Source organism: Arthrobacter paludis (genome assembly GCF_056782315.1).
Genome location: NZ_JBXAEW010000004.1, coordinates 151,837 through 177,506, shown reverse-complemented (window position 1 = coordinate 177,506; position 25,670 = coordinate 151,837). Strand labels below are relative to the sequence as shown.

Here is a 25,670-nt window from a genome sequence, read left to right as displayed (position 1 = left end):
ATGGGGATGGCGGGGCGGCGGTCAGCTCCCGATCTCCGTGCGGACGGCGTAGAGCTCGGGGAAGAACGTCAGGTCCAGTGCGCGCTTGAGGAAGTCCACGCCCGAGGAGCCCCCGGTCCCGGCCTTGAACCCGATGGTCCGTTGCACGGTGCGGAGGTGGCGGAAGCGCCAGGCCTGGAAGTTGTCCTCGAGATCGACGAGGTCCTCGCAAGCCTCGTAGAGGCCCCAGGGGGTGTCGTCCGACTCGTAGATCCGCCGGAACACGGGCACGAGGTCCTCCCGGAAGACCCAGGGCTGGGAGACGTCGCGGTCCAGGACGTCCCGCGGGATGGCGTAGCCCGCCCTCGCCAGCACGCGCAGGAACGCGTCGTACACGGTGGGCTCCCCGAGCAGCTCCGCCAGGAGGCGCCGGGCGTCCGGCTCGCTGGCGAACACATCCAGCATGCGGCGGTGCTTGTTGCCGAGGATGAACTCCACCGCGCGGTACTGGTGGGACTGGAAGCCCGAGGAGCTGCCCAGGGACCCGCGGAACTCGGCGTACTCGCGGGGGGTGAGGGTCCCGAGCACGGACCACTGCTCCGTGAGCGTGCGCTGGATGGCCTTGACCCGCGCCAGGCACTTCAGGGCCTTGCCGAGGTCGTCCGCGTCCAGCAGGCGCCGGGCCTCCCGCAGCTCGTGCAGGACCAGCTTGAGCCACAGCTCGCTGGTCTGGTGCTGGATGATGAACAGCAGCTCGTCGTGGTGGGCGGGGTCGCTGCGCGGGTGTTGGGCGCCCAGGATGCGCCCCAGGTCCAGGTAGCGCCCGTAGGACATCGAGTCGCTGAAGTCCGTGCGGACCGAGTCCTCGAGCTCGCGGACCCCTCCGGCCCCGGCGGCCGGCCCGGCCGGGGTCACCGGACGCCCTGGACGCGGACCGCGGCCAGCAGTGCCGTGACGCTGAGCAGCGAGACGGCGAGCAGGTAGTAGCCGGGGGCGACCTGCTGGCCGGTGAGCGCGATGAGCGCGGCCGCGATGGTGGGGGTGAAACCGCCGAACAACGCCGTCGCCGAGTTGTAGCTGAACGCCAGGCCCGTGGCCCGGGCGCGGACCGGGAAGACGTCGGCCATCACCGAGGGGAGGGCCGCGAAGTAGACGGCCTTCAGGGTGCCGAGGATGACCATGACCGCCATCAGGGTCCAGAACGCGGGGCTCGCGACCAGCCAGGCGAACATCGGTACCACGGACAGGCCGATCAGGAGGGCCGCCGGGAGCATGATGCGGATCCGGCCCGTCCGGTCCGACAGGGCGCCGACGACAGGGGTCAGGAACGTGAGGATCGCGCCCGTGACCACGAGCGCCACGAAGGACAGCGACGGGTCCAGTCCCAGCTGCTGGATGCCGAAGGTGGGCAGGTACTGGAGGATGAAGTTCAGGGAGGTCGAGACCACGAGCACGCCGGCCGCGATGAGGATCCCGGCCCAGTGCTTGCGGAACAGCGTGCGGACCGGGGCGACGTCGGGCTTCGCGTCCGCCGGGCCCTCCATCATCGCGGGGGACTCGTCGACATAGCGGCGGATGACGTAGCCGACCGGGCCGACGAGCAGCCCGAAGACGAACGGGATGCGCCAGCCCCAGGAGACCATGTCGGCCTCGGACAGCAAGGCGGTCAGGCCGGCGGCGAAGGACGCCGACAGCAGCGTCGCCAGGCCCTGGCTGGCGAACTGGAAGCTGCCGAGGAATCCACGCCGAACGCCCTGCTCTCCGTCCTGCTCCACCAGGAATGACGTGGCCGCGCCGAACTCGCCGCCGGCGGCGAAGCCCTGGATGAGCCGGGCCACGATCACGCCAATGGGGGCCAGGATGCCGATGGCGTCGTAGTTCGGCATGAAGGCCAGCAGCGCCGTGCCGATCACCATGAGCCGGATCGTCCACACCAGGGCGGCCTTGCGCCCACGCCGGTCCGCGTACGCGCCCAAGACGAGGCCGCCCAGGGGACGGATGAGGTAGGAGACGCCGAAGATGGCGAAGGTCTGGATGAGTTGGACACCGGGGTCCTCGGATGGGAAGAAGTTCTGCCCGATATAGACGGCGAACAGCGCATAGATGGCGATGTCGAACCATTCCAGGGCATTGCCGATGGTGGCGGCCGCGATGGCGCGCACGCGTCGGCGCGGGGACAGCACGGGCGGTGGGCTGGTGGAGGCGGGGGTGGTCATGGCGGTCTCCGGGATCGTTGGGCCGCGACGCCTTGCGGCGCCGCTGGCGGGTTGGAGCGTAGCGGAATCAGGGGCGGGGCGCTGGTGGTGCCGCCTGGTCTGCGGGCGGCACGGTCGCCGGACGGCTCTCGGGGTCGCCGAGGTCGCCGAACAGGGCGAGCGCCATGGCCAGGCCTTCGCGGGCCACGGACGCGAGGAGGTGCTCGTCCGGGGCGTGCTGGTTGCAGCCGGGGTAGGAGTGCGGGACCCACAGGGTGGGCATCCCGAGGATGTCCGTGAAGACGTGGTTGGGCAGGGACCCGCCGATGTTGGGCAGGACGGCCAGCCGGTCGCCGACGACGCGCCGGAGGCAAGCCGCGGCCCAGCGCGCCCACGGGTCGGCGGGATCGGTCCGGCTGGCGGGGAAGGGGTGGCCCACGCTGACCCGGACCATCGGAAACCCGCTCTCGTCGAGGTGCCGCTGGACGCGTGCCTCCAGCCCCTCGAGCTCGGTGCCGGCGACGAAGCGCAGCTGGAGCACGGCCCGTGCCGTGCCGGGGATGGCGTTGACGGGCGCGTGCGCCTGGCCCGCCTCGAGGGCCAGGACCTCCACGGTGTTCCATCCGAACACGCGCTCGGCGGGGGTCAGCCCCGGGGCCCCCCAGTGCTCGTCGACCGCCGGGCCGCCGGCGCGGGCCGCGAGGTCCACGCCCGCCAGGGCGGAACGCACCGCGCCGGGCAGCTCCGGCGGGAGGAGGGCGTCGCAGGCGATGCGGCCGTGGCCGTCGACGAGGGTGCCGACGGCGGCGGCGACGGTGGTGGCGGCGTTCCGCAGCAGCCCGCCCCAGTTGCCCGAGTGGTGCTGGCCGGCGCGCAGCCGCGCCTCCAGGGTCAGGTTGACGCCGCCGCGGGCACCGAGGAACAGGGTTGGGACGCCTGCCTCCAGGCGCGGCCCGTCCGAGCCGATGAACACGTCGGCCCGCAGCTTCTCGCGGTGGGCGCGGGCGAACTCCGCCAGCCCGGGCGAGCCCACCTCCTCCCCCGACTCGATCAGCACGGTCAAATTGAACCCGAGCCGTCCGCGCTCCTGGACGAGCATCCGCAGGGCCGCGAGGTTGATGAGGTGCTGGCCCTTGTTGTCGGCGGTGCCGCGGCCGTACCAGCGGTCGCCCTCGGCCGTCAGGGTCCAGGGGTCACGGCCGGCGCCCCACCGCTCGGCCTGCGCCTCGACGACGTCCGCGTGCCCGTACATCAGCACGGTCGGCAGCTGCCCGCCCTCCTCGCGCCGGGCCACGAGGAACGGCGCGGAAGGGTGGGCCTCGTTCTCGTGGATCTCCACGCCGCACCCGATCTGCTCCAGAAGCGGGGTGAGCCCATTCACGAGGTATGACTTGGAAGCAATGGCTGCGCTCCCGGCGGCACTTTCGGTCCGGTGGGCCACCAGCCCCGAGAGCTCGGCGAAGAACCCACCCGAGTCCAGGTACCAGTCGGTCCTTTCGGCAAGATCATGCGCCGGTACCGGGGTCCGGCGGTTCGTGGAAATCGTCATGCATCGACGGTAGTCCGCGGGCTCAGATCAGGACCAGTCTCGATTTCGGACACCTCCGTTGCCGTTAGGGCAATGCTTCCGGCTCAGGTGGCTACCGAACGCCGCCGTCGGGCTCCCGCCGCCGCTCGCGGTAGCGCTGCACCGCGTCCCGGTTCCCACAGCGGGCCGAGCAGTAGGCGCGCCGGCCGCCGCGGCTCGTGTCCGCGAACACGCGCGGGCACCCCTCGCGGGCGCAGGCCCCGAGGCGCTCCCCGCCGGCCTCGGCGATGAAGACGGCGATCCCGCCCGCGGTGCGGCCGCGGACGCGGTCGACGACGGCGGCGTCCGGGTCGGAGAAGTGCATGTGCGGGCGCATGCCGTCGTGGGCGGCCAGGAAGACCCTGCGCACCCCGCGCTCCAGCAGGCCGTTGGCGGCCTCGCACCGGGCGCCGTCGTCGCGCGCGTCGAAGACCGCACGCAGGCGCTCCGCCCAGTCCCGCAGCTCCGCAGGGCCCGCGGCGCCGAGCCGGGCCCCCCGGTAGAGGTAGCCGTCGAGCAGGGCCTCGAGCGCGGCCGGGCCCCAGTCGCCGCCGTCGAGGCGGTTGACCAGCTCCTCGGCCAACCAGAGCCCGGAGAGGTTGTCATGGTTGAACTGCATGGACCCATGACAGCACAGTGGGGTGGGCGGCCGCACCCGGCCGCCCGCCGCGCGCCGCGCCGACCCCCGAGGAGACCCCGACCGATGAGCGCCGCCCTGGCCAACCCGCGGACCGTCCAGGCCCGCGCCGTCCGGACCCTCTCGGTGGCGCAGGTCTTCTCCGGGCTGGGCAACGGGTCCACGCTGGCGCTCGGCTCGATCCTCGCGGTGGACCTCTCGGGGTCCGAGGCCTGGGCCGGCTCCGTGAACACGGCCCTGACGCTGGGGACGGCCTTCACGGCCATCCCCCTGTCCCAGCTGGCGCTGAGGCGGGGCCGCAGGGTCTCCCTCGCGACGGGGCTGGCCGCGGCCATCGCCGGCACCGCGCTGATGGTCGCCGCCGTGGCGACCGGGCTGTTCGCGGTCCTGCTGGCCGGGGCCTTCCTCGTCGGGCTCGCCTCGGCCGTGAACCTGCAGGCCCGGTTCGCCGTCACGGATCTGGCCGAGCCTTCCCGCCGCGGCCGCGACCTGTCCCTCGTGGTGTGGGCGATCACCGTCGGGGCCGTCGCGGGGCCGAACATGGTGGGTCCCGGCGCGGTCCTCGCCGGCTGGCTGGGGATCCCGGCGCAGGCCGGGCCGTTCCTGATCTCCGCCGCCGGGATGGTCGTCGGCGCGACCATCGTCGCGGCGGGCCTGCGCCCGGACCCGCTGCTGGTGCGCCGGGCCCTGGACGGGGACACCGGCCCGGTCCCCGGCGGCGGCGGGTCGTGGCGGGCCGGGTGGCGGATCGTGCGCGCGCACCGCACGGCCCGCGGGGCGGTGGTCGCCGTCGTCGCCGCGCACGCGGTCATGGTCGCGGTGATGTCGATGACGCCCCTGCACATGCAGCACCATGCCGGGGCCGCAGCAGACGGCCCGGACACGATCGCGCTGATCGGCTTCACCATCTCCCTGCACATCGCCGGCATGTACGCGCTGTCCCCGGTGATGGGGTGGCTGACCGACCGGTTCGGGCCGGCCCGCACGGTCCTGCTCGGCATGGGCCTGCTCGCGGCGGCCATGGCCCTGACCGGGCTGCTGCCCGGGAGCATGCCGGCCGTGACCGCGGGCCTGGTCCTGCTCGGGCTCGGCTGGTCCGCCGCGACGGTCGCCGGGTCCACGCTCCTGGTCTCCTCGTTGTCGCCGGAGCAGCGGGTGCCCGCCCAGGGCTTCTCCGACGCGACGATGTCCCTGGCGGGGGCCGTCGGAAGCGCCGCGGCCGGTCCGGTCATGGGCCTCGTCGACTATCCGGGGATCAGCGCGCTCGCGGCGGGGCTGGTCGCCGGCGCCGCCGTCGTCGTCCTCCGCCTGTCCGCCGGCCACCGCTAACCCGCGGCCTCGCCCAACCCTTGCCTTGGATACCCCATAGGGGTATAACTGGTGCCATTCCCACCCCGGAAGCAAGGGAGGCCCACCATGAACCCCCGCAACAGCCTGGCCGCCGCCGCGACGCTGCACTGCCTCACCGGCTGCGCCATCGGCGAGGTGCTGGGCCTGATGATCGGCACCGCGATCGGGCTGGCCACCATCCCGACGATCGCCCTGGCCGTCGGCCTGGCGTTCCTGTTCGGCTACGCGCTCTCGCTGCTGCCCCTGCTGCAGGCCGGGGTGGCGTTTGGCCGGGCGGCCCGCGTGGTGCTGCTGGCCGACACGCTCTCGATTGCCGTCATGGAGCTCGTGGACAACGCGGTGATGGCGCTGATCCCCGGCGCCATGGAGGCCGGCCTGGTGAATCCGGTGTTCTGGATCGGCATGATGATCGCGCTCACCGTCGCCTTCGCGGCGGCGTTTCCCGTGAACCGGTACCTGATCGACCGCGGCAAGGGCCACGCGCTGACGCAGCAGTTCCACGCCGGGCACGGCGGGGGCGGCGCGGAGCACGGCGGCCACGCGGAACACGGAGACCACGGCGGCGGCGCGCACGACCACGGCCAGCACGCCGGCCACGACCACGGCGGGCACCATTCCCACGACCCCAGGAGTACGCGATGAACACGAACGTCCTGGCCGCAGGGGTCGCCGGGTTCCTCATCGGGGGACTCGTCGTCTCGGTCGCGGCCCAACTCGAGGAGCCGCCGGCGCACGAGCCGGCCGGCATCGAGCAGTCCCAGGCGCCGGCGCCCCCGTCCCCGGCACACGGGTCGATGGCGCCATAGCAGGCCCACCCCGCCGGGCGCCCCCCCCGATACGGGTGAGCGCGCGGCGGGGCGGCGCTGCGTGCAAGGCGCGCGGCCGCGCCGGGCGGCGGCCGGCGGCCAGCGGGCGGCGGGCGGCGGCCGGCGGGCGGCGGCCGGCGGGCGAGAGCCTAGGATCGATTGAGTGAAGCGACAACTGATTGCCGCCGCGGCGCTGCTCATGGCCCTGACCGCTTGCTCCTCCCCGGCCGCCCAGCCCGGTCTGGCCCCGCCGGGGACGGCCGCCGGGACGGCCCCCGCCGCGGCCCCCTCCGACACAGCCGCGTTCCTCGCCGACCACGGCCTGAAGGGCCTGAACGGCCGCGAGATCGTGGACCGCCTGGACCGGGTCCCGGTCGCCGAGCGCCCGACCGACCTGCTGGCCTCCGTCCGCCCCGACCACCTGTTGCTGGCCGATGCCGAACGGCAGGTCACCGTGCCCCTGCCCGAGGACCGCTTCTACCTCTCCGTCGCCCCGTACGTGGAACAGACCCACGACTGCCACTACCACTCGCTCACCACGTGCCTGGGCGAGCTCGGCAACGAGGAGCTGAAGGTGCGCGTCATCGACGGCAGCACGGGCGAGGCCGTCGTGGACCGGCGCCTGACCGCGTTCGACAACGGCTTCATCGGCCTGTGGCTCCCCCGCGGCCTCGAGGGGACCATCGAGGTCACCCGCGGCGGCCTCACGGGCCGGCAGGCGATTTCCACCGGCGGCGACGCGGCCACCTGCCTCACGACGCTCCGGCTCACGGAGGCGTAGCGCGGCGGCGGCCCGGGCCGGCTCCACCCCGGACACCCCGCTGCCCACTTCCCGGCCGGTCGCTCCGGCGCGCCGCGTATCTCGCGCGCCGCCGGGCGCCCCCCGCCGCCAGCGTTTCCGTTGCCGGGAAGTGGGCAGTGTCTGGTGCGGTCTTTAGTAGGTCGCGCTGCGCATGTGCGGCCAGTTGCCGACGGCGTTCGGGTCCTCCTGCGCCATGGAGGTGCCGACGGAACCGGCGACGACGGCGGCGGCGAGGGCAATGGCGGCGGCGACCTTAACGAGGATGCTCTTCATGGGTGTTCCCTTCATCGGTGTGGGTTGAACCGCCGCCGTGTGGGGCAGCGTCCGCGGACATCGTGTCACCAGTGAGCCCCGTCACACCCCGGTCTTGCGCAAAGCCTTGGACGATGCTTGCCCCGGCGCCGACACTCCGCCGGGGGGGTCGCAAGCGTCCTCGCGCACGGACCCCACGGATTCCGCCCCGACCCCTTGGCGCGTCAACACACGGGGCGTAGGGTAATACTTGTATATTCAAGTAATTAGCGAAGGGGACCACCGTGGCGAACGTGACAATCATCGGGACCGGCAACATGGGACAGGCCATCGCGGCAGCGCTGGGGCGGGGCGGCCACGACGTCGAGCTCCTAGGCAGCCGGGACGGGGACAAGCCCGTGGCGGGCGACCTTGTCGTCCTCGCCGTCCCCTACCCCGCGCTCGCGGACATCGCCTCCCAGCGCGGCGGGCAGCTGGCCGGCAAGGTCGTCGTCGACATCACCAACCCGGTGAACTTCGAGACCTTCGACTCGCTCACCGTTCCCGCGGCGAGCTCCGCGGCCGCCGAGCTCGCCGCGGCCCTGCCGGAGTCCCGCGTCCTCAAGGCCTTCAACACGAACTTCGCGGCGACCCTGGCCTCCGGCAAGGTCGGCGACAACACCACGACGGTGCTCGTCGCCGGCGACGACGCCGATGCCAAGGCCCAGTTCGCCGACCTCGTGGCCTCCGGCGGCCTGCGCGCGATCGACGCCGGCTCCCTGTCCCGGGCCCGCGAGCTCGAGGCCATGGGCTTCCTGCAGATCACCCTCGCGGCCGGCGAGAAGATCGCCTGGACGGACGGCTTCGCGGTCGCCTGATCCACGGCAACGGTTTCGACGGCGGGACCCGCTGGAGGCCCCGCCGTCGCCGTCCCGCCAATTCCCGGCCAGGCCCCGCGCCTGGTCCCGCGCGTCCCACCGGCACGTTGCCGGGCCCCGGCGCGCCGCTCACTTGAGGAACCTGGAGGTCCTCCGGTCCGCCAACCGCTTCCCGCCGGTTTGGCACGTGGGGCAGTACTGCAGCGAGGAGTCCGCGAAGGAGACTTCGCTGACCGTGTCCCCGCACACCGGGCACTCCTCGCCGGTGCAGCCGTGGACGCGCATGCCCTGCCGCTTGGAGTCCTTCAGCTCGGCCGCCGGGCGGCCGGACGCGGCCGCGACCGCCGACTCCAGGACGCCCCGCATGGCCGCGAACAGGCGCTCCGTCTCGTCGGGGCCCAGCTTCGACGCGATGGCGAACGGGGACAGTCGGGCCGCGTGCAGGATCTCGTCGCTGTACGCGTTGCCGATGCCGGCGATCGCCGACTGGTCCCGCAGCAGCCCCTTGATCTGGCCGGAGTGCGAGGACACGATGCCCTCGAAGGCCGCGGCATCGACGTCGAACGCGTCCGGTCCCAGCCGGGCGATCCCCGGCACGTCCAGCACGTCGTCGACCAGGTAGACGGCCAACGATTTCTTGGTTCCCGCCTCCGTGAGGTCGAACCCCGGCTGCCCCGCGCCGCCGGCCCCGAAGCGGACACGCAGCGCGATGGGGCCCTTCCCCGGCCGCAGGGGCCCGGGCTTCAGTGCGTCGGACCAGCGCAACCAGCCGGCCTTGGCCAGATGCATCACCAGGTGCGCGCCACCCGCCGTCAGGACGATGAACTTGCCGCGCCGTTGCACGCCGGACACGGGTCCACGGCCCAGTGCCTCCGGGGACACCCCCGCCGTCTTCAGGACCGAGAACGAGAGCACCTCGACCTGCGCCACCGTGGCCGCCGGCGCGTCGGGCGGGAGGAGCTTCAGCCGCAGGAAGTCGACGAGTCCCTGCACTTCGGGCATCTCGGGCATGCCCCCAACCCTAGGGAACCTCAGCAAGAAGGAGTAGGGCGACCCGGGGACCGCCCCCGGCGCCACCGCCCGGACGCGGCCCCGGTCCCGGGTTCCGACCGCCTCCGCGGGTCTGGCCTGCCACCGGCCCCACACCTACGGTGGGCCCATGGTCACCGTCGCCGAAAACCTCGTCCGGACCCTCTCCGCCAACGGCGTCCAGCGCATCTACGGCCTGCCCGGGGACTCGCTCAACGCGCTCACCGAAATCCCTCCGCACCCACGAGGACATGGAGTGGGTCCACGTCCGCCACGAGGAGACGGCCGCCTTCGCCGCGGGCGCCGAGGCCGAGATGACCGGCGAGCTGGCGGTCTGCGCCGGCAGCTGCGGCCCCGGCAACCTGCACCTGGTCAACGGCCTCTTCGACGCCCAGCGCAGCCGCGTGCCGGTGCTGGCCATCGCGGCGCACATCCCCACCCCGGAGATCGGGACGAACTACTTCCAGGAGACCCACCCGCAGGAGCTGTTCCGCGAGTGCTCCGTCTACGCGGAGTACGTGGCCGACCCCCGGCAGATGCCGAGGCTCCTGGAGATCGCCATGCGCGCCGCGATCGAACGCCGCGGCGTCGCCGTCCTCGTCATCCCGGGGGACGTGGCCTCCGCGGACGCCCGCAGCGAGCGGCGGACCATCATCCGGAGGACCCGGTCCTCCGTGGTCCCCGCGGAGGACCAGTTGCGGGAGGCCGCCGACGCGCTCAACGCCGCCGAATGCGTCACCATCCTGGGCGGGGCGGGGACGGCGGGCGCGCACGCGGAGGTCATGGCCCTGGCGGAGCGGCTGCAGTCGCCGATCGTGCACGCCATGCGCGGCAAGGAGCACCTCGAGCACGACAACCCCTACGACGTCGGGATGACCGGGCTCCTCGGCTTCGCCAGCGGGTACAAGGCCATGTGCGACGCCGGGGCGGTCCTCATGCTCGGCACCGACTTCCCGTACCCGCAGTTCTACCCGGAGGACACCCCCACCATCCAGGTGGACCTCCGCGGCGAGCAGATCGGGCGGCGGCACCCCGTCGACGTCGGCCTCGTGGGCGGGGTCGCGGAAACCGCCGCCGCCCTACTGCCGCTGCTCGAACAGAAGCGGGACAAGCACCTCAAGGGCGCGCGCAAGCACTACGCGAAGACCCGCGAGCGGCTCGACGGGCTGGCGACGCCGGCACGCCGCGGCGCGCCCGTGCACCCCCAGTACCTGGCGAAGCGGATCAGCGACCTGGCCGCGGACGACGCCGTCTTCCTGCCCGACGTCGGCTCCCCCGTCGTCTACGCGTCCCGGTTCCTAGCGATGAACGGGCGACGGCGGCTGCTCGGATCCTTCTCCCACGGGTCCATGGCGAACGCCCTGCCGCAGGCGATCGGGGTGCTGGCCCAGGACCGGACCCGGCAGACGGTGGCGCTCTCCGGCGACGGCGGCCTGGCGATGCTGCTGGGGGACCTCATGACGCTCGTGCAGATGGACCTGCCCGCGAAGATCGTGGTCTTCAACAACTCGTCGCTGAACTTCGTGGAGCTCGAGATGAAGGCGGCCGGCCAGGTGCCATTCGCGACGTCGCTGGAGAACCCGGACTTCGCCGCCGTCGCGCAGGCCATCGGGATCAAGGGGATCCGGGTCGAGGACTCCGCCGGCGTGGACGCGGCCCTGGCCGAGGCGTTCGCCCACGACGGCCCGGTCCTGGTCGACGTCGTGACCGACCCGCAGGAGCTGACCATCCCGCCGGCCATCAGGTTCGAGCAGGCCAAGGGCTTCGCCCTGTACACGATCCGGACGGTCCTGTCCGGGCGGGGCGACGAGCTGCTGGACCTCGCCCGGACCAACCTGCGGCAGGTGTTCTAGGGGCCCCACCCCGCGGGCGGCCGTTACCGTTCTGTCACATTCCACGGCGCGGCCGGGTCCGGCGCGTATCCTCGGACCTTCCGTGCAGTCGAACGCGAGCGGTGGTTTCAACCCGTGAACTGGTATCTGATGTGGATCGTCGGCTTCCTGCTGGCGCTCGTCGCCGTCAGCGTGAGGTCCTCGAAGACGGTCAAGACGGCCGATGACTACGCGATGGCCGACTTCAAGCTCGGCTTCCTGCCGATCTGCGGCTCCGTCATCGCCACGGTGACCGGCGCCGCCGCCCTGATCGGCGGGGCCGGCAAGGGCTTCGAGATGGGCCTGTCCTACGTGGTGACGGTGGTCAGCTTCGTGCTGTTCACGGTCGTGGCCATGCTGGTCCTCGGCCCGACGATCCGGCGGTTGCGCCTCTACACCGTGCCGGAGCTCTTCGCCCGCCGCTTCGGCAAGCTCTCCGCCCTGGTCCCGGCGTTGATCATCGGGTTCCTCTACATGACCCCCACGTTCGGCATGCAGCTGGTCGGGATGAGCTCGATCCTGTCCTCCATCACGGACGTCACGCCGTTCTGGGGGATCCTGCTGGGCTTCGTCGTCACGGTCGCGTTCACGCTGGTCGGCGGCATGCCCTCCGTCGCGTGGACGGACACGGCCCAGACCGTCGTCATCCTGGCCGGCGTGGTGCTCACGCTGATCCTGGGCGTCGCGTCGGTGGGCGGCCCCGGCGTCGTCCTCGAATCCACACCCCCCGACCTGCTCAACTTCGGCAGCATCGGCGGCACCGAGCTGCTGAACTGGTTCCTGGTCTTCGGCCCGTTCTACATCGTCTGGCAGACCACGTGGCAGCGCATCACCGCCGCCAAGTCCGCAAGGACGGGGGTCTCGGCCGTCACCGTCGGATTCATCGTCTCCGGCCTGATCGGCCTCATGGCGATCGCGATCGGCATCGCCGCCGTCCAGCGCTTCCCCGCGGGCACCGACCCGGACGCCATCTACACGTCCTTCATCGCGGAGATCTTCCCCGGGCCGGTCGGCGGCCTGTTCATGGTCTCCCTGCTGGCCGCCCTGCTGACCGGCGCCACGTCGTTCCTGCTCAGCGGCGCCATCAACGTCTCCAAGGACATCTACCAGGGCTGGGTCAACCCGGACGCCGGCGACGCCCAGATCCTCAGGGTCTCCCGCTGGTCGGTGGCGTTCATGGCCGTGCTCGGCCTGCTCGTGGCCCTGTGGGTCAAGGACATCATCGGCATCTACCAGGTCGCCCTGTCCTTCACGGCCGCCGCGCTGGTCGCGCCCGTGCTCGCCGCGATGTTCTGGGAGCGGGCCACGAAGGCCGGCGTCCTGGCCAGCACCGCCGGGGCACTCGCGGCCACGATCGGGTGGCGCCTGGCCGGGCAGCCGTTCGGGATCCACGAGATCGCCCCGGGCCTCCTCGCCTCGGCGGTCCTCTTGGTCGCGGTCAGCCTCGCCACGGGCCACGCCCGCGAGGAGACCGTGGTCGCGTACTTCCACGCGTTCCGGCGCGGGGAGCTGGCGCCGGCGCGCGACGGCGGCGAGCCCGTGGAGGAGCCGGCCGCGCGCTGAGGGCCGGCGGGCGACGGCCCGGATCGCCGCCGGGGCCGCCGCTACTTCAGCTCGATCTCCACGAACACGAACTCCGCGCCGGACGCGTTGACGACGTTGTGCTCGCTGCCGGCGGGCCGCGTGTAGGAGACGCCGGCCGTCAGCCGGTTGGAGCTCTCGCCGACGCGCGTCTGCAGCAGCAGCTCCCCGGTGGTCATCGGCACCACGACGTACTCCAGCGGGTGCACGTGCCAGCCCGTCTCCGCGCCGGCGGCGAACCGCCACTCGGTGACCCGTGCCCGGTCGGTGTCGAGCTGCACGGTCGGGACGGCCGCGGGGCGGCCGGACACCGCGGCGCCGCCGCCGTCGTCCGCCAGCACGTCGTCCGCGGGCGCACCGCCCCCCGCCGCGCCGCTGGCGCCAGTGCCGTTCGCCGTCGGGTCTTTCATGGTCATCGGGTCTCCTTCGGTCCGGATCCTCCCGCCCACGCTAAACCCCGCCCGGCCCCGCCGCGACAGGCCCGCCTACCTCATCATCTCCAGGAGCCGCCGCAGCAGGTACCGGTCCACGAGCCCCGCCCTGCGCCCCTCGATGAGCCAACGCCCGATCATCTCGACGCCCTGCTGCGCGCCGGTCGCCGGGACTCCGATCGCCGAGACCTGCGCTCCGGGCACGAACGTGATGGCCCCCGGGGCGTTCGGGTGGATGACCACATGCCCGGCGACCTCCGCGGCGACCCGGCCGGTGCGGGGGTCGCGCAGGACGCGCTCCATGTTCACGGAGCCGTACGGGGAGGCGCTGCGGCCGCGCGCGAGCTGCCCGGACGGAAGCCAGCGGTACTGGCCCCGGCGGTAGAACTTCGTGTCGATGTAGACGACGCGGTCCCCGTTGACGACCGCGTGGTCGATGTCGCCCGAGCCGCGCCCCGGAGCCCTGAGCCCGTGGAACACGCGGGTTCCCGGGATGCGCAGGAGCGCCTCGAGGACCGCGGCCGTGCGCTGCTCCCCCGCGACGCCCTTCGCGACGGCCCCCGCGGCGAACGGCGTGCGCGACGCGCCCAGCGCCAGGCCGCCGACTCCGAAGACCCGGCGTTCCGCGGCCCGCCGCGGGGCGGCGCGCGGCACGTTCCGCACGGCGGCCAGCGTGAGGGCGAGGCAGACGACGGCGGCGCCCACGGCCAGGGGCATCCCCGCCGTCGGCTGGCCGGTCAGGACGGCCGGAGCCGAGACGAGCACGCCGAACAGCGCCGCGCACGTGGCCAGCCCGACGGCGAGGACGGCGGCGATGCGGAGCCAGGCCCGGTCGTGCCCGATGCGCTCGGCGAACGGCAACGGCTCGTCCCACCAGGACAGGAGGGCGGGGTCGAAGCCGGGGATCCGGCCGCCCGGGCACGGCGGCGTTTCCGCCGGCGGGGTCACCGCTCGGACCGATGACGCGGGCGGCGGTGCGATGGCGTCAGATGGCGCCGGCGGCGACGTGACGGGATCCGTTGCGGCTGGCGACGCGGCGGGGTCCGATGCGGCCGGGCGGGGACCCCGAAACGCCACGGTCAGGGTGGCGTCGTACGCGGCCCGGCGTTCCTGGTCGCCGAGGGTCCACCAGGCGTGGAGCAGCAACCCGGGCGGCAGGTCGCCGTCGTCGCGCACCAGGGCGGTCCTGGCGGCGGCGTTGATCTGGTCGATCGTCGCCGTACGGGCAACGCCGAGTACTTCGTAGTGGTCCATTCATTCCCCCGGATGCGGAACCGTCGGATTCAAGTATGCCCGACGCGGGGTTCCCGTGCCCCGCCTCGCCGGCTCCTTCCCCGGGCGGCAGTCCGCTCCCGGCGCGTGAGTGCGCATGACGCTGCGGGCCGCGCATAAGGTCGCGACGTCATGCGCGGCCCGCAACCTCATGCGGACTCGCCCCGGACGCCCCAGGGCTCCGATGCGCTCCACGCGCTTCCGATTCCAGGGGGTTTCGCAACGACCGCGCGGCGCGGACCGCGCGTCCCGGTACCGTTACTCCCCGTGAGCGTCACCCGCACCGCACGCACTGCCTCCAGGCTGCAGTCCCACGACCCGGCCTGGTCGATGCTGCGCGCTACGAACGCTGACGCCGCAGTCGCCATCCTGGGCCGGCACCTCGCCGGCGAGGAGCGCCGCCTGCCCGCGCCGGTCCTGTTCGAGAAGGTGGACGTCGACCTCGAGGAGCTGCGCGCCGACGGGTTCGACCTGCCCCGCACCGCCCAGGCGTACTGCGCGGAGTGGCGCACGCAGGGCATCCTCGTACGGCGCTCGGCGGAGGACACCCGCGAGGAGACGTTCGAGCTCTCCCCCGGCGCCCTGACCGCCATCCGCTTCGTCACCCAGCTGGCCGAGCCGCGGCAGTCGGTCACGGAGTCCCGCCTGGCCACGATCCAGGACCGCCTCCGGGCCCTGGCCCGCGACACCGACCCCGACGCGACGTCCCGCCTGGCCGCCCTGTACGCGGAGCGGGACCGGATCGAGGCCCGGATCGCCCGCGTGGAGGGCGGCGAGATCGACGTCGTCCCCGCCGAGACGGCGCTGGAGCGCGTCCGCGACATCCTCTCCCTCGTCGAGGAGGTCCCCGCGGACTTCGCCCGGGTGCGCGGCGAGCTCGAGCAGATCAACCGCACGCTCCGGGAGCGGCTCATCGAGCAGGAGGGCTCGCGCGGATCCGTGCTGGAGGACATCTTCCGCGGCGTGGACCTGCTCGCCGAGTCGGACGCCGGCCGCAGCTTCTCCGGTTTCTACGCCCTGCTGCTGGACCCGGAGCGGGGCCTTGAGTTCGAGGAGAGCCTCGCCGCCGTGATGGACCGGGACTTCGCCGCGTCGCTCTCCCCGGCCCAGGCCCGCACGCTGCGCCGGCTCATGCCCACGCTGCAGGACCGCGGCGCGGAGATCCACACCGTCCTGACCACATTCAGCCGCAGCCTGCGCCGGTTCGTCCAGAGCCAGGAGCTGCAGCGCGAGCGGACGATGAGCCGCGAGCTGCGCGCCGGCCTGCGCGAGGCCCTGGACGCCTCCGACACCGTCAAGCCCTACGCCCGCACGCGCCTGACGCTGGACCTGACGAGCGTCCCGCTGTCCTCCGTCGCGGCCCTGAAGCCCCACAACCCGGGCGACTTCGCCGCGGACACCGGCGTCGTCTCCCACGCCCCGGACCCCGTCGACGTCGGCCAGCTGCTCGAGCTGGCCCGCGCGTCGGACATCGACATGGCCGAGCTGGAGGGCAACGTCAACGACGTCGTCGACCGCCACGGCGCCGCGAGCATCGCCGAGGTCCTCGCCCGCCACCCGGCGACGCAGGGCGTGGCCAGCGTCGTCGGCCTGCTCGTGCTCGCCCAGGAGCACGGCACGCCGGTCGGCGGGCGCGAGGACGTCGAGTGGGACGGCCGCCGCGGCACCGTCGACCGCCACCTCTTCACCGGAAGGATCCCCTCATGACCGAGACCCCGCGCACCGCGGACGCGGCCGGGGCGCTGCCCCCGCAGCCGCTGTGGGAGGGCGACGGCGGCACCCTCCGCGAGCCCTCCCGCCGCGCGCTGGTGCAGCTGCTGCGCGGCCCGTACCTGTCCGCGGCGCGGCACGGGAACCTGTGGTCCGCCCTGCTGGCCGACGAGGAGCAGGTCCGCTCCCGCCTGGCCGACCTGTTCCTCGAGCTCGTCACCGACCACGAGTCCCAGGTCGCGTTCGTGCGCAACGCGGAGGCCGCCCAGGATGCGCCGAAGGTCATGCGCACGGCGCCGCTGACGTTCCTGGACACCGCGCTGCTGCTGCACCTGCGCCAGCAGCTGCTCCACGACGCCCACGGGACGCGGACCATCGTCGGCCAGGACGAGGTGGCCGACCAGCTGCAGGTCTACCGCGGCAAGGACAACGCGGACCCGGCCGGGTTCGCCAAGCGCATCAACTCCTCCTGGTCGAAGATGGTCAAGTTCGGCCTGCTCGCGCCCACCAGCACCGAGGGCCGGTTCGAGGTCTCGCCGGTGCTGCGGCTGGTGTTCGGGCCCGAGGAGATCGCGGCGGTGCGCGCCGAGTACCGGCGGCTCGCCGAGGGCGCGGACGACGACGGCGGCGTCGGGCAGGGCGGCCCAGCGGACGACGGCGGCGCCGGGCAAGACGCGCCCGGGGAGGGGGACGAATGAGCGTGGTGCACCCCGGGCAGTGGCGGCTCGAGGGGGTCGAGGTCCTGAACTGGGGCACGTTCCAGGGCCACTGGTCCGTGCCCGTCGCCCGGCAGGGGTTCCTGGTCACGGGGCCCTCCGGCTCCGGCAAGTCCTCGCTGCTGGACGCCGTCGCCGCCGTCCTGACCCCGCGGGGCAAGCTGCGCTTCAACGCGGCCGCCAACGACGGCTCCGCCCGCGGCGAGGACCGGAGCCTGGTCAGCTACATCCGCGGGGCGTGGCGGCGCAGCGCCGACGAGGAGACCGGCGAGGTCGCCAGCGACTACCTGCGCCCCGGCGCCACCTACAGCGGCGTGCTGCTGCGCTACGCGGACGGCACCGGCGGCAGGCCCGTGGTCCTGGCCAAGCTCTACCACCTGCGCCGGGGCTCCAACACGCCCTCGGACGTGCAGGAGCTCTCCCTGATCCTGCAGGAGGAGGCGACGCTGCCGGACTTCGTGGAGCACCTGGGCGCCGGCATCGACGTGCGGCGGATCAAGGCCGCGTGGCCGGACGCCGTGGACGTCACCGACAAGCACTCCCGGTTCGCCGCCCGGTTCAGCCGCCTGCTCGGCATCTCCGGGGAGAACGCCGTCCTGCTGCTGCACAAGACGCAGGCCGCGAAGTCGCTCGGCAGCCTGGACGACCTGTTCCGCACGTTCATGCTCGACGAGCCGCGGACGTTCGCGATGGCGGACAACGCCGTCGCGCAGTTCGCGGAACTCTCGCAGGCGCACGCCGCCGTCGTCGAGGCCCGCAGGCAGCGCGACCACCTGCAGCTGATGTCCGGCCCGGCCACGGAGTATGAGGCGGCGGACGGCGCCGCGCGGGAGGCTGCGGCCCTGCACGCGGCCGTGCCGGCGTTCAAGGACGCGTGGCAGCTCCGCCTGGCCGGGGAGGCCCGCGAGGAGGCCGGCGAGGCGCTGCTCGCCGCCGAGCACGCCGCCGCCCGCGCGGAGGAGGACGTCCGGGACCGGTACGAGGCGCTCGATGTGGCCCGGCGCGCCGTTGCCGAGCGCGGGGGCACCGCGCTGGAGACCCAGCGGGAATGGATCGGCATCGCCGAACGGAAGCTGGCCGACGCCACCGCGCGCAGGGACCGCCTGGCGTCCCGGCTCGAGGGCGCGGGGCTGGGCGCGCCGGCGTCGTTCGCGGAGTTCGAGGAGCTGCGCTCCGCCGCCGCCCGGGAGCGCGCGGAGTGGGAGGCCGGGGCCGGGGCCGCGAAGGACCGGCTCCTGGGCCTGCACGACGAGCGGGCCGCCGCCCGGCGCGAGCAGGAGTCCCTCGAGAAGGACATCACCGCGCTGCGCACGCGCCGCTCCAACCTGGACCGGCGCCTCCTGGAGGCCCGCACGCGGGTGGCCGAGGCCGCCGGACTGCCGGAGAAGGCGCTGCCGTTCGCGGGCGAGCTGCTGGAGGTGGCTGCCGGGTTCGCGGAGTGGACCGGCGCGATCGAGCGCGTCCTTCGGCCACTGGCCACGGTCATGCTGGTGCCGCAGGCGCACGTGGCGGCCGTGCGGGAGGCCGCCGACGCGCTGCACCTGGGGACCCGGCTCGTGTACGAGGCCGTGCCCGCCCGCCCCGCGGCGCCGCGGCGGACGGACCCGGACCTGTCCCTCGTGCACCGGGTCCGCGTCGCGGAGCACCCGATGGCCGAGTGGCTGCACCTCGAGCTGTCCCGCCGCTACGACTACGCCTGCGTCGCGTCGCCGGGCGAGCTGGCAGAGCACGAGCAGGCCGTGACGCGCCCCGGGCAGGTCAAGCGCTCCCGCACCCGCTACGAGAAGGACGACCGGTTCCGGGTCGACGACCGCTCGCGCTGGGTGCTGGGCTTCAGCACGGAGGCGAAGCTCGAGCACCTGATCGGGCTGCTGCAGACAGCGCGCACCCGGGCCCAGGAGGCCGAGGGCCGCGTCGACGCGTTCACCGCCCAGCGCGAGGCGGCCCGGCGCCGGCTCGACGCGCTCGAGCATCTGGACGGGCTCGAGTGGACGGAGGTGGACACCGCGGCCGCGGAGGGCGCCCTCGCGGAGCAGCGGTCCCGGCTCGACGCCCTGCTCGCGGCGAGCGAGGACCTGCGCCGGGCCCAGGCCGAGGAGCGGGAGGCCGCCGAGCGGCACGACGCGGCCCGGCGGCGGGAGAAGGAACGCCGCGACGAGGCCTCGAAGGCCGCGGCCACGGTCAACGCCCTGGACGAGACCATCGCCGGGCTCCGCCGCGCCGTCCCCGCCGAGCCCGTGGACCCGGCCCTGGCGGAGCGGCTCGAGCGGCTGTTCACGGCCCAGGCGCAGCGGCGGCGGATGACGCACTCGATCATCTCCGACGTCGCCCTGAAGGTCAGCGGCGCGCTCTCCGGCGAGGAACGCGGCCACACGGAGACGGCCGAGCGCGCGGCCCGGGCCTTCGCCGCCGCCGCCCACGACTTCCGCGCCGAATGGCCGGCCGCGGCCGCGGACCTGGGCGCAGACGTCGCCGACCGGGACGGCTACCGCGAGCTGCTCGAGCGGCTCGTCGCGGACGGCCTGCCGCAGTACGAGGCCCGGTTCTTCGACCTGCTGGAGAGCCAGTCGCAGCAGAACGTCGCGCAGCTGGCCGCCGAGATCCGGCGCGCGCCCGGCGAGGTCCGGGAGCGGATCGACCCCGTGAACCGGTCCCTGGCCCGCTCGGCGTTCGACCGCGACCGCTTCCTGCGCATCCAGGTCAAGGAGAACCGCGGGGAACTGGGCCGCCGGTTCCTGGCCGACCTGCAGGACATCGCGACCGGGTCCTGGACCGCGCAGGACCGCTCGGAGGCGGAGCGGCGGTTCGAGACCATGCGCGCCCTGATGCGCCGGCTCGCGTCCAGCGACCCCGGCGACGCGTCGTGGCGGCGGCACTGCCTGGACACCCGGCTGCACGTGCGCTTCACGGCCGTGGAGGTGGACCGCGGCGGCGACGTCGTCAACATCCACGACTCCAGCTCGGGCCTCTCCGGCGGGCAGCAGCAGAAGCTCGTCACGTTCTGCCTCGCCGCCGCCCTGCGCTACCAGCTCACCCGCGACGACGAGCTGCTCCCGAAGTACGGGACGGTCATGATGGACGAGGCCTTCGACAAGGCCGACGCCCGCTTCACCCGGATGGCCATGGACGTGTTCCACGAGTTCGGCTTCCACATGGTCCTGGCAACGCCGCTGAAGCTCCTGCAGACCCTGTCCGACTACATCGGCGGCACGGCCGTCATCCGCTGCGAGGACTTCCGGGACTCGCGCGTAGCGACGCTCGACTTCGACGACGCCGTCGCCGCGGAGGCGGGGGACGACGGCGGCGCGCCCGGGCGCCGAAGCGTCCCCGCCGCGGACCCGGAGACCGGTGGCGCGGCGACGGTACCGGACGGGGAACGCGATGACCATGCCGGGCCCGGGGAACAGGAGGCCGACGTGCATGACGGGGCCGGGACACTCTGGTGAGTCCCGCCCCGGTCACCCCCGGCGAGGCCCGGGCCCTCGCCCGCAAGAAGTACGAGCGGCACGCCGGGACCTGGGCGGCCACCGAGGCTGCTGCCGGTCCCCCGACCTCCGATGCGCTGTTGGTGTCCATCCCCCTGCATCCGCCCACCGAGCGGGCGGCCCTGGCCGACCAGTCCGGCGCGATCGACTGGGTCCGCTCTTGGGCCAACGCGGACGTCGGCACCGTCGAATGGGGCACGCGCCGCTGGGCGAACCTCGGGACCCAACGCGTCCCGGAGCGGCTGGTGCTCGCGACGCCGGCGGCGGTGGCGCGCGCGGCCGGACGGCACGACCACTGGGAGCTGGTGTCCCGCCGGTTCGCCGCCCTGCTCCACGCGGTCCCGGGGAACACCGCGGCCCTCGTTGACGCCCTCCCCCGGGCCGCATCCGCCGTCGCCGCCCTGGATGACGGCGACTTTGGGCGCCTCGCCGGCGTGCTGGAATGGCTCGCCGAGCACCCGGACTCCGGGATGTACATCCGCCAGCTGCCGATCCGGGGCGTGGATTCGAAGTGGGTGGGCACGCACCGGACCCTCGTCCGCCGGCTCCACGCGGCCGCCAGCGGGAACGCCGACCTCGGCCTGGCTACCCCGCCCGACCTGATCCGGGTCCGGTTCCTCGACCCGGACCTGGCCCCCGGCGGCCTGCGGGACGTCTCCGCGCCGACGAAGGACCTGGCCGGCCTGGCGATCGCGCCCCGCGCGGTGTTCGTCTTCGAGAACCTGGAGACGGTCGTGGCCATGCCCGGATTCGACGGCGCCGTTGCCGTCCACGGTTCCGGCTACGCCGTGGACCGGCTCGGGTCCCTGCCCTGGGTCCGCGGCGCGAGCGTCATCTACTGGGGCGACCTGGACAGCCACGGCTTCGCGATCCTCAACCGGTTGCGCTCGCACGGGGTCGACGCCCGCTCGGTGCTCATGGACGCCGCCACCCTGGACTCGTTCGCCGACCTCTGCGTCCCGGAGCCGAACCCCTCCACCGCGCGGCTCGAGTACCTCACGAGCGAGGAGCTCGGGACCGCACGCGTCCTGGCCGAGCGCGGCAACCTCCGCCTGGAGCAGGAACGCATCGACTGGGACCACGCACTGGCCGCACTGCGAGACGCCGCCGCATCCGCACCGGATTCGTGGAGGCAGGCGGCACTGCCCGCAACGTCCGCAAGGCCCTGCGGCACCTGGAATGGCGCTGCCGGGCGGGGTGCGCATGACCCTACGGACCGCGCATGAGGTTGCGACGTCATGCGGAGCCCGTAGCCCCATGCGCGGCGGAGGCGCGAGGATGGGACGGCGCCCGGAGGAGAGCCTCACCAGGGGACGGGCGGCGACGGGGCGGGCCCGTTCGGCATCCGCCCCGTTATGATCGGTGGGTCCTGGATGGGCCGGGACGCATCGGATCTGGGGGTCGCGATGGTGGATGCTCCGAGGCCGCGGCGGCGCGATCCGGACCCGGACCCCTGGCTGTTGACGCCCTCGACCCCCTGGACACCCGACGGCTGGCGTTCAGCCCCCGGCCCCGACCCCTGGCGCTCCCTCGCGGGGCCGCCCTCGCACTACCCGAACCGCCGGCCCGGATTCCGGCGCCGCCGCCGTCCCCCGCGCCCGGCCGGCAGGTTCAGCCCGGTCGTCGGCGTCCTCGTGCTGGCCGCGCTGTTCCTGTCCGCCCCGTTCCTCGAGCGCGAGGTCGTGCCCCGGGTCGCGGCGGCGCTGCCGTGGTCCGACTCCCCGTCCGCCGGGGTGGGGGCGTCCGCCGCACCGCTGGGCAGGCCCCCGGCGGCGCCGTCGTCGTCCTCCTACTCGCTCTACCCCGCCCCGGCGGGACAGGACGTCGTCGCCTACGACCCGTGCCGGCCCGTCGACTACGTGGTGCGGCCGGACGGCGCGCCCGCCGGCGCCGACGGGCTCGTCGAGGAGGCCGCGGCGATCATCTCCGGGGCCACGGGACTGCGGTTCGAGTACCGCGGCCCGACCGACGAGGCGCCCGACCAGGAGCGCGACCTGCACCAGCCGGACCGGTACGGCGACCGGTGGGCGCCCGTGCTCATCGCGTGGTCGGACCCCGGGGAGACCCCGGACCTCGACGGCGACGTCGCGGGGATCGGGGGCAGCCCGTCGGTCACCGCGCCGGGCGGGACGGCGGTGCTGGTCGGCGGGCAGGCGGTCCTGGACCGGCACCAGTTGGCGACGATGCTGACGTGGCCCGGCGGGCGGGACGAGGTGCGGTCGGTGATCGTGCACGAGCTCGCGCACGTGGTCGGCCTCGGCCACGTCGACGACCCGACGCAGCTGATGTATGGCGGGGTCAACGAGACGCTCGGGCTCGCCGCCGGGGACCGGGCCGGGCTCGCGAAGGTCGGGTCCGGGCAGTGCGTGCCGGACCTGTAGGGGGCGGCGCTGCAGGTGGTGGCGGCGCGCATGAGGCTGCGGGCCGTGCATGAGGTGGCGACGTCATGCGCGGCCCGTAGGGTCATGCGGACTCCCGGACGCGGCGCTGGCACCAGGCGGGGTCCGCGCCCTTAGGCTGGACGCATGTCCCTCTCCCCCGTGCTCATCGCCGGTTGCGGCGACCTCGGCACCGAGGCCGGCCTGCGGTTCGCCCTGGCCGGCCGCCCCGTGACCGGCTGGCGCCGCCGCCCCGAGCTGCTGCCCGCGCCCCTCCGCGGCGACCGGGCCGACCTCACCGGCCCGCTCCCGCCCCTGCCCGCGGGGACGGGGACCGTGGTGATCGCGCCGGCGGCCCCCGCCCGGACGGAGGAGGCGTACCGGTCGACGTACGTCGACGGCGTCGCCAACCTCCTGGACGCGGTGGAGCGCGACGGCGGCGCCCCGCGCATCGTGTTCGTCTCCTCGACGGCCGTCTACGGGGACGCGGCCGGCGGCTGGGTCGACGAGGACACCCCGCCGGCCCCGGCCACGGCGACGGGCGCCGTCCTGCTCGAGGCCGAGCGGCGGCTCCACGAGCGGCGGCCGGACGCGGTCGTCCTGCGCCTGTCCGGGATCTACGGGCCGGGACGGACCCGGCTCATCGATCAGGCCTGCGCGGGGGCGGCGGCGCCGCAGCGGGGCCGGATCACGAACCGCATCCACCGGGACGACGCGGCGGCCGCGATCGTGCACCTGGCCACGGCCGTGCCGGACCCCGCGCCGCTGTACCTCGGGACGGACCACGAGCCGGCGGAGCTGGCCGACGTGCTGGCCTTCCTCGCGGGCGAGCTCGGCGTCCCGCGTCCGGCGTCGCCCGTGGCGCCGCCGTCGTCCCCGAGGACCCGCGGAGGCGACCGCCGCCTCAGCGGCGAGCGCCTGCGCGCCACGGGCTTCCGGTTCGCCTACCCCACGTACCGGGAGGGCTACCGGGCCGTGCTGGCCGGCCACGGGGTCCGGCACCCGTAGGCAGCGGACGCCCGTGGTCCCGCGTCGGCCGGGGGGTCAGCGCCCGGCGGCCTGCGCGGCGCCCTCGCCGCGGACGATCCGCGAGGTCTCGTCCTCCTCGGGCTCGGACAGGTAGCGCTCCAGCGAGTCGTCGAGTTCGCTCAGCCAGGGGGTGTGGTGGACGACGGACTCGGTGCCGGTCATGACGGAGGCGTGCACTCCGTCGCGGTACGTGAGGATGTTCTCCTTCTTGTCCCGCTTCCAGGCCAGGAACACCTCGACGACCCGGTCCAGGTCGAACTCCGGGTAGTCCGTCGCGCCGATCAGGTCCTTGATGTAGTCCGCCTGGAAGCGGACCTCGTCGGCCGCGTCCCCGATCGCGTGGAAGCGCTCCAGCCACTCGGCCTGGTGCGCGAGCCGCTCCTGTGCGGCGGGCAGCTCGGCCGCGCCGAGGATCAGGTCGCGCACGTACCAGGCCTGCGCGTCGAACATGTTGAACGTGAACCACTGGTCCTGCGCGCCGAGGTAGTACAGGTGCGGGTTCGCCTCGGACACGACGCCCCGGTACAGGTGCTCCGGGTAGACGTTGTTCGGGGAATCCAGGGCGAGCTTGGCGGGCAGGAACGGGTACTTGTGGAGGTACCCGGTGCAGAGGATCACCGCGTCGAAACGGCGCGTCTCCCCGTTGGAGAAGTGGACGGTCTCGCCCTCGAACCGCTCGAGCAGCGGCAGCTCCTCCATGCCCTCGGGCCAGTCGAAGCCCATGGGCGCCGTGCGGTAGCTCATGGTCACGGACTTGGCGCCCATCTTGAACGCCTGCACCCCGATGTCCTCGGCGGAGTAGCTCGCGCCGACCAGCAGCACATCCTTGCCGGCGAGCGCCTCCGCCCCGCGGAAATCGTGGGCGTGGCGCAGGGACCCGGGGAACGTCTCGATGCCGGCGAAATCGGGGACGTTCGGGTAGGAGAAGTGCCCGGTGGCGACGACGACGCGGTCGAAGCGCTCGGTCGTCGTGGTCTTGGCCCGCAGGTCCTCGACGGTGACCTCGAAGCCGCCGTCGGCCTCCTGCACCCAGCGCACGGCGTGCGCGAAGCGCACCCACTTCTTCACGTCGGACTTGCTGGCGCGCCCGTTGATGTAGTCCCACAGGACCGGGCGCGGCGGGTAGGAGGAGATGGGGCGGCCGAAGTGCTCGTCGAACGTGTAGTCGGCGAACTCGAGGGCCTCCTTGGGGCCGTTGGACCAGAGGTTGCGGTACATGCTGGAGTGGACGGGCTCGCCGTGCCGGTCGATGCCGGTGCGCCAGTCGTAGTTCCACTGGCCGCCCCAGTCGTCCTGCTTCTCGAAGCAGACGACCTCCGGGATCTCCTGGCCCTTGCGGGCCGCCGACTCGAACGCCCTGAGCTGGGCCATGCCGCTGGGGCCCGCTCCGATAATCGCAACGCGTGCAGTCACATGCGCCTTTCCGGCCTTGCGGCCTCGTGTCACGCGGCGCGGAGGTGGCCGATGGGGGCCTGGTTCGACGCGCCGCTTCGTGCGCCGGGGACCGGCCCGGAGCGCGCGGTGGCGCGCCTCGACGGGCGGGGTTCCCGGGGGCGCCGGGCGGCGCCACAAGAGGCCACTCTACCGGTTGGCCTTTCCCGACCCCTCGGGCGCGGGCACGGCAGCGTGCCGCACACCACGGTCGCGGTTCACCCGGCAGCCCCCGTCCGGCCACCTTCGGGCCACCCGGCGCGGCAAGGATCGGAGGCCCGCGCCCCGTTCC

21 protein-coding genes and 1 pseudogene are annotated in these 25,670 nt (G+C 73.9%); 13 read left to right on the top strand and 9 right to left on the bottom strand.

Translation table 11 applies throughout. The features are described from left to right. Positions 1–21 precede the first annotated feature (21 nt). The 4 genes from kynA to AC1Q5D_RS04935 form a co-directional block, all read right to left on the bottom strand. Positions 22–894: a tryptophan 2,3-dioxygenase gene (gene kynA, locus AC1Q5D_RS04950; RefSeq protein WP_481737459.1), complete on the bottom strand. Its 873-nt coding sequence runs from the start codon at positions 892–894 to the stop codon at positions 22–24. Continuing rightward, positions 891–2,195: an MFS transporter gene (locus AC1Q5D_RS04945; RefSeq protein ID WP_481737458.1), complete on the bottom strand. Its 1,305-nt coding sequence runs from the start codon at positions 2,193–2,195 to the stop codon at positions 891–893. The genes kynA and AC1Q5D_RS04945 overlap by 4 nt, the downstream gene beginning before the upstream one ends. 67 nt (positions 2,196–2,262) lie before the next feature. Continuing rightward, positions 2,263–3,723, bottom strand: coding sequence for a M20 family metallopeptidase (locus tag AC1Q5D_RS04940; protein ID WP_481737457.1), 1,461 nt, complete (start codon positions 3,721–3,723; stop codon positions 2,263–2,265). 91 nt (positions 3,724–3,814) lie between these two features. Next, positions 3,815–4,360 carry a CGNR zinc finger domain-containing protein gene (locus tag AC1Q5D_RS04935; protein ID WP_481737456.1) on the bottom strand — a complete coding sequence of 182 codons (546 nt, stop codon included), beginning with the start codon at positions 4,358–4,360 and terminating at the stop codon, positions 3,815–3,817. A gap of 84 nt (positions 4,361–4,444) precedes the next feature. Between AC1Q5D_RS04935 and AC1Q5D_RS04930 the strand changes: the two genes are divergently transcribed. The 4 genes from AC1Q5D_RS04930 to AC1Q5D_RS04915 all read left to right on the top strand — a co-directional run bounded on the left by AC1Q5D_RS04930 (position 4,445) and on the right by AC1Q5D_RS04915 (position 7,315). Next, positions 4,445–5,707, top strand: a complete 1,263-nt coding sequence (locus AC1Q5D_RS04930) for an MFS transporter (protein WP_481737455.1) — start codon at positions 4,445–4,447, stop codon at positions 5,705–5,707. 87 nt (positions 5,708–5,794) lie between these two features. Continuing rightward, positions 5,795–6,370 carry a DUF4396 domain-containing protein gene (locus AC1Q5D_RS04925; RefSeq protein ID WP_481737454.1) on the top strand — a complete coding sequence of 192 codons (576 nt, stop codon included), beginning with the start codon at positions 5,795–5,797 and terminating at the stop codon, positions 6,368–6,370. After that, positions 6,367–6,534: a hypothetical protein gene (locus tag AC1Q5D_RS04920; RefSeq protein WP_481737453.1), complete on the top strand. Its 168-nt coding sequence runs from the start codon at positions 6,367–6,369 to the stop codon at positions 6,532–6,534. Before AC1Q5D_RS04925 ends, AC1Q5D_RS04920 begins: the two co-directional genes overlap by 4 nt. Before the next feature lie 163 nt (positions 6,535–6,697). Continuing rightward, a complete protein-coding gene (locus AC1Q5D_RS04915; RefSeq protein WP_481737452.1) occupies positions 6,698–7,315 on the top strand; it encodes a CueP family metal-binding protein in 618 nt (205 codons plus the stop codon). A gap of 153 nt (positions 7,316–7,468) precedes the next feature. Here the strand turns inward: AC1Q5D_RS04915 and AC1Q5D_RS04910 are convergent, their stop codons facing one another. Beyond that, positions 7,469–7,609, bottom strand: coding sequence for a hypothetical protein (locus tag AC1Q5D_RS04910; protein WP_481737451.1), 141 nt, complete (start codon positions 7,607–7,609; stop codon positions 7,469–7,471). Positions 7,610–7,872: 263 nt separating this feature from the next. Between AC1Q5D_RS04910 and AC1Q5D_RS04905 the strand changes: the two genes are divergently transcribed. Next, positions 7,873–8,445 carry an NADPH-dependent F420 reductase gene (locus AC1Q5D_RS04905; RefSeq protein WP_481737450.1) on the top strand — a complete coding sequence of 191 codons (573 nt, stop codon included), beginning with the start codon at positions 7,873–7,875 and terminating at the stop codon, positions 8,443–8,445. Between the two features lie 129 nt (positions 8,446–8,574). On the opposite strand, the gene AC1Q5D_RS04900 is transcribed toward AC1Q5D_RS04905, so the two are convergent. Then, the gene (locus AC1Q5D_RS04900; protein ID WP_481737449.1) at positions 8,575–9,456 is read right to left on the bottom strand and encodes a DNA-formamidopyrimidine glycosylase family protein; all 882 of its coding nucleotides are present in this window, start codon (positions 9,454–9,456) and stop codon (positions 8,575–8,577) included. Positions 9,457–9,604: 148 nt separating this feature from the next. Between AC1Q5D_RS04900 and poxB the strand changes: the two are divergent. Continuing rightward, a pseudogene (poxB, locus tag AC1Q5D_RS04895) lies at positions 9,605–11,327 on the top strand (ubiquinone-dependent pyruvate dehydrogenase). A 114-nt stretch (positions 11,328–11,441) separates the two neighbouring features. After that, a complete protein-coding gene (locus tag AC1Q5D_RS04890; RefSeq protein WP_481737448.1) occupies positions 11,442–12,908 on the top strand; it encodes a sodium:solute symporter family protein in 1,467 nt (488 codons plus the stop codon). Positions 12,909–12,949: 41 nt separating this feature from the next. Here the strand turns inward: AC1Q5D_RS04890 and AC1Q5D_RS04885 are convergent, their stop codons facing one another. Both AC1Q5D_RS04885 and AC1Q5D_RS04880 read right to left on the bottom strand, forming a co-directional pair. Next, on the bottom strand, positions 12,950–13,342 hold the full coding sequence (locus AC1Q5D_RS04885; protein ID WP_481737447.1) for a cupin domain-containing protein: 393 nt from the start codon (positions 13,340–13,342) through the stop codon (positions 12,950–12,952). Positions 13,343–13,411: 69 nt separating this feature from the next. Next, positions 13,412–14,611, bottom strand: coding sequence for a J domain-containing protein (locus AC1Q5D_RS04880; RefSeq protein ID WP_481737446.1), 1,200 nt, complete (start codon positions 14,609–14,611; stop codon positions 13,412–13,414). Between the two features lie 285 nt (positions 14,612–14,896). Here AC1Q5D_RS04880 and AC1Q5D_RS04875 point away from each other — a divergent pair, with 285 nt between their 5' ends. The 6 genes from AC1Q5D_RS04875 to AC1Q5D_RS04850 all read left to right on the top strand — a co-directional run bounded on the left by AC1Q5D_RS04875 (position 14,897) and on the right by AC1Q5D_RS04850 (position 23,926). After that, positions 14,897–16,336: a DUF3375 domain-containing protein gene (locus tag AC1Q5D_RS04875; RefSeq protein WP_481737445.1), complete on the top strand. Its 1,440-nt coding sequence runs from the start codon at positions 14,897–14,899 to the stop codon at positions 16,334–16,336. After that, entirely contained in the window at positions 16,333–17,037 is a 705-nt protein-coding gene (locus tag AC1Q5D_RS04870) for a DUF4194 domain-containing protein (protein ID WP_481737444.1), read from the top strand. Before AC1Q5D_RS04875 ends, AC1Q5D_RS04870 begins: the two co-directional genes overlap by 4 nt. After that, the gene (locus AC1Q5D_RS04865) at positions 17,034–20,501 is read left to right on the top strand and encodes an ATP-binding protein (RefSeq protein WP_481737443.1); all 3,468 of its coding nucleotides are present in this window, start codon (positions 17,034–17,036) and stop codon (positions 20,499–20,501) included. The genes AC1Q5D_RS04870 and AC1Q5D_RS04865 overlap by 4 nt, the downstream gene beginning before the upstream one ends. After that, positions 20,498–21,766, top strand: coding sequence for a Wadjet anti-phage system protein JetD domain-containing protein (locus AC1Q5D_RS04860; RefSeq protein WP_481737442.1), 1,269 nt, complete (start codon positions 20,498–20,500; stop codon positions 21,764–21,766). Before AC1Q5D_RS04865 ends, AC1Q5D_RS04860 begins: the two co-directional genes overlap by 4 nt. 234 nt (positions 21,767–22,000) lie before the next feature. After that, positions 22,001–22,921: a matrixin family metalloprotease gene (locus AC1Q5D_RS04855; protein ID WP_481737441.1), complete on the top strand. Its 921-nt coding sequence runs from the start codon at positions 22,001–22,003 to the stop codon at positions 22,919–22,921. A 144-nt stretch (positions 22,922–23,065) separates the two neighbouring features. Continuing rightward, positions 23,066–23,926 (top strand): NAD-dependent epimerase/dehydratase family protein, encoded by an 861-nt coding sequence (locus AC1Q5D_RS04850; RefSeq protein WP_481737440.1) that lies wholly within the window; start codon positions 23,066–23,068, stop codon positions 23,924–23,926. A gap of 36 nt (positions 23,927–23,962) precedes the next feature. Here the strand turns inward: AC1Q5D_RS04850 and AC1Q5D_RS04845 are convergent, their stop codons facing one another. Then, entirely contained in the window at positions 23,963–25,360 is a 1,398-nt protein-coding gene (locus AC1Q5D_RS04845) for an NAD(P)-binding domain-containing protein (RefSeq protein ID WP_481737439.1), read from the bottom strand. Positions 25,361–25,670: the final 310 nt, after the last annotated feature.

Bases quoted from the DNA above. Each gene is read 5' to 3' on its own strand.
- AC1Q5D_RS04940 (WP_481737457.1), bottom strand. From the start codon at position 3,723: ATGACGATTTCCACGAACCGCCGGACCCCGGTACCGGCGCATGATCTT.
- AC1Q5D_RS04850 (WP_481737440.1), top strand. From the start codon at position 23,066: ATGTCCCTCTCCCCCGTGCTCATCGCCGGTTGCGGCGACCTCGGCACC.
- AC1Q5D_RS04910 (WP_481737451.1), bottom strand. From the start codon at position 7,609: ATGAAGAGCATCCTCGTTAAGGTCGCCGCCGCCATTGCCCTCGCCGCC.
- AC1Q5D_RS04880 (WP_481737446.1), bottom strand. From the start codon at position 14,611: ATGGACCACTACGAAGTACTCGGCGTTGCCCGTACGGCGACGATCGAC.
- AC1Q5D_RS04870 (WP_481737444.1), top strand. From the start codon at position 16,333: ATGACCGAGACCCCGCGCACCGCGGACGCGGCCGGGGCGCTGCCCCCG.
- AC1Q5D_RS04865 (WP_481737443.1), top strand. From the start codon at position 17,034: ATGAGCGTGGTGCACCCCGGGCAGTGGCGGCTCGAGGGGGTCGAGGTC.
- AC1Q5D_RS04935 (WP_481737456.1), bottom strand. From the start codon at position 4,360: ATGCAGTTCAACCATGACAACCTCTCCGGGCTCTGGTTGGCCGAGGAG.
- AC1Q5D_RS04945 (WP_481737458.1), bottom strand. From the start codon at position 2,195: ATGACCACCCCCGCCTCCACCAGCCCACCGCCCGTGCTGTCCCCGCGC.
- AC1Q5D_RS04930 (WP_481737455.1), top strand. From the start codon at position 4,445: ATGAGCGCCGCCCTGGCCAACCCGCGGACCGTCCAGGCCCGCGCCGTC.
- AC1Q5D_RS04885 (WP_481737447.1), bottom strand. From the start codon at position 13,342: ATGACCATGAAAGACCCGACGGCGAACGGCACTGGCGCCAGCGGCGCG.
- AC1Q5D_RS04900 (WP_481737449.1), bottom strand. From the start codon at position 9,456: ATGCCCGAGATGCCCGAAGTGCAGGGACTCGTCGACTTCCTGCGGCTG.
- AC1Q5D_RS04925 (WP_481737454.1), top strand. From the start codon at position 5,795: ATGAACCCCCGCAACAGCCTGGCCGCCGCCGCGACGCTGCACTGCCTC.
- AC1Q5D_RS04920 (WP_481737453.1), top strand. From the start codon at position 6,367: ATGAACACGAACGTCCTGGCCGCAGGGGTCGCCGGGTTCCTCATCGGG.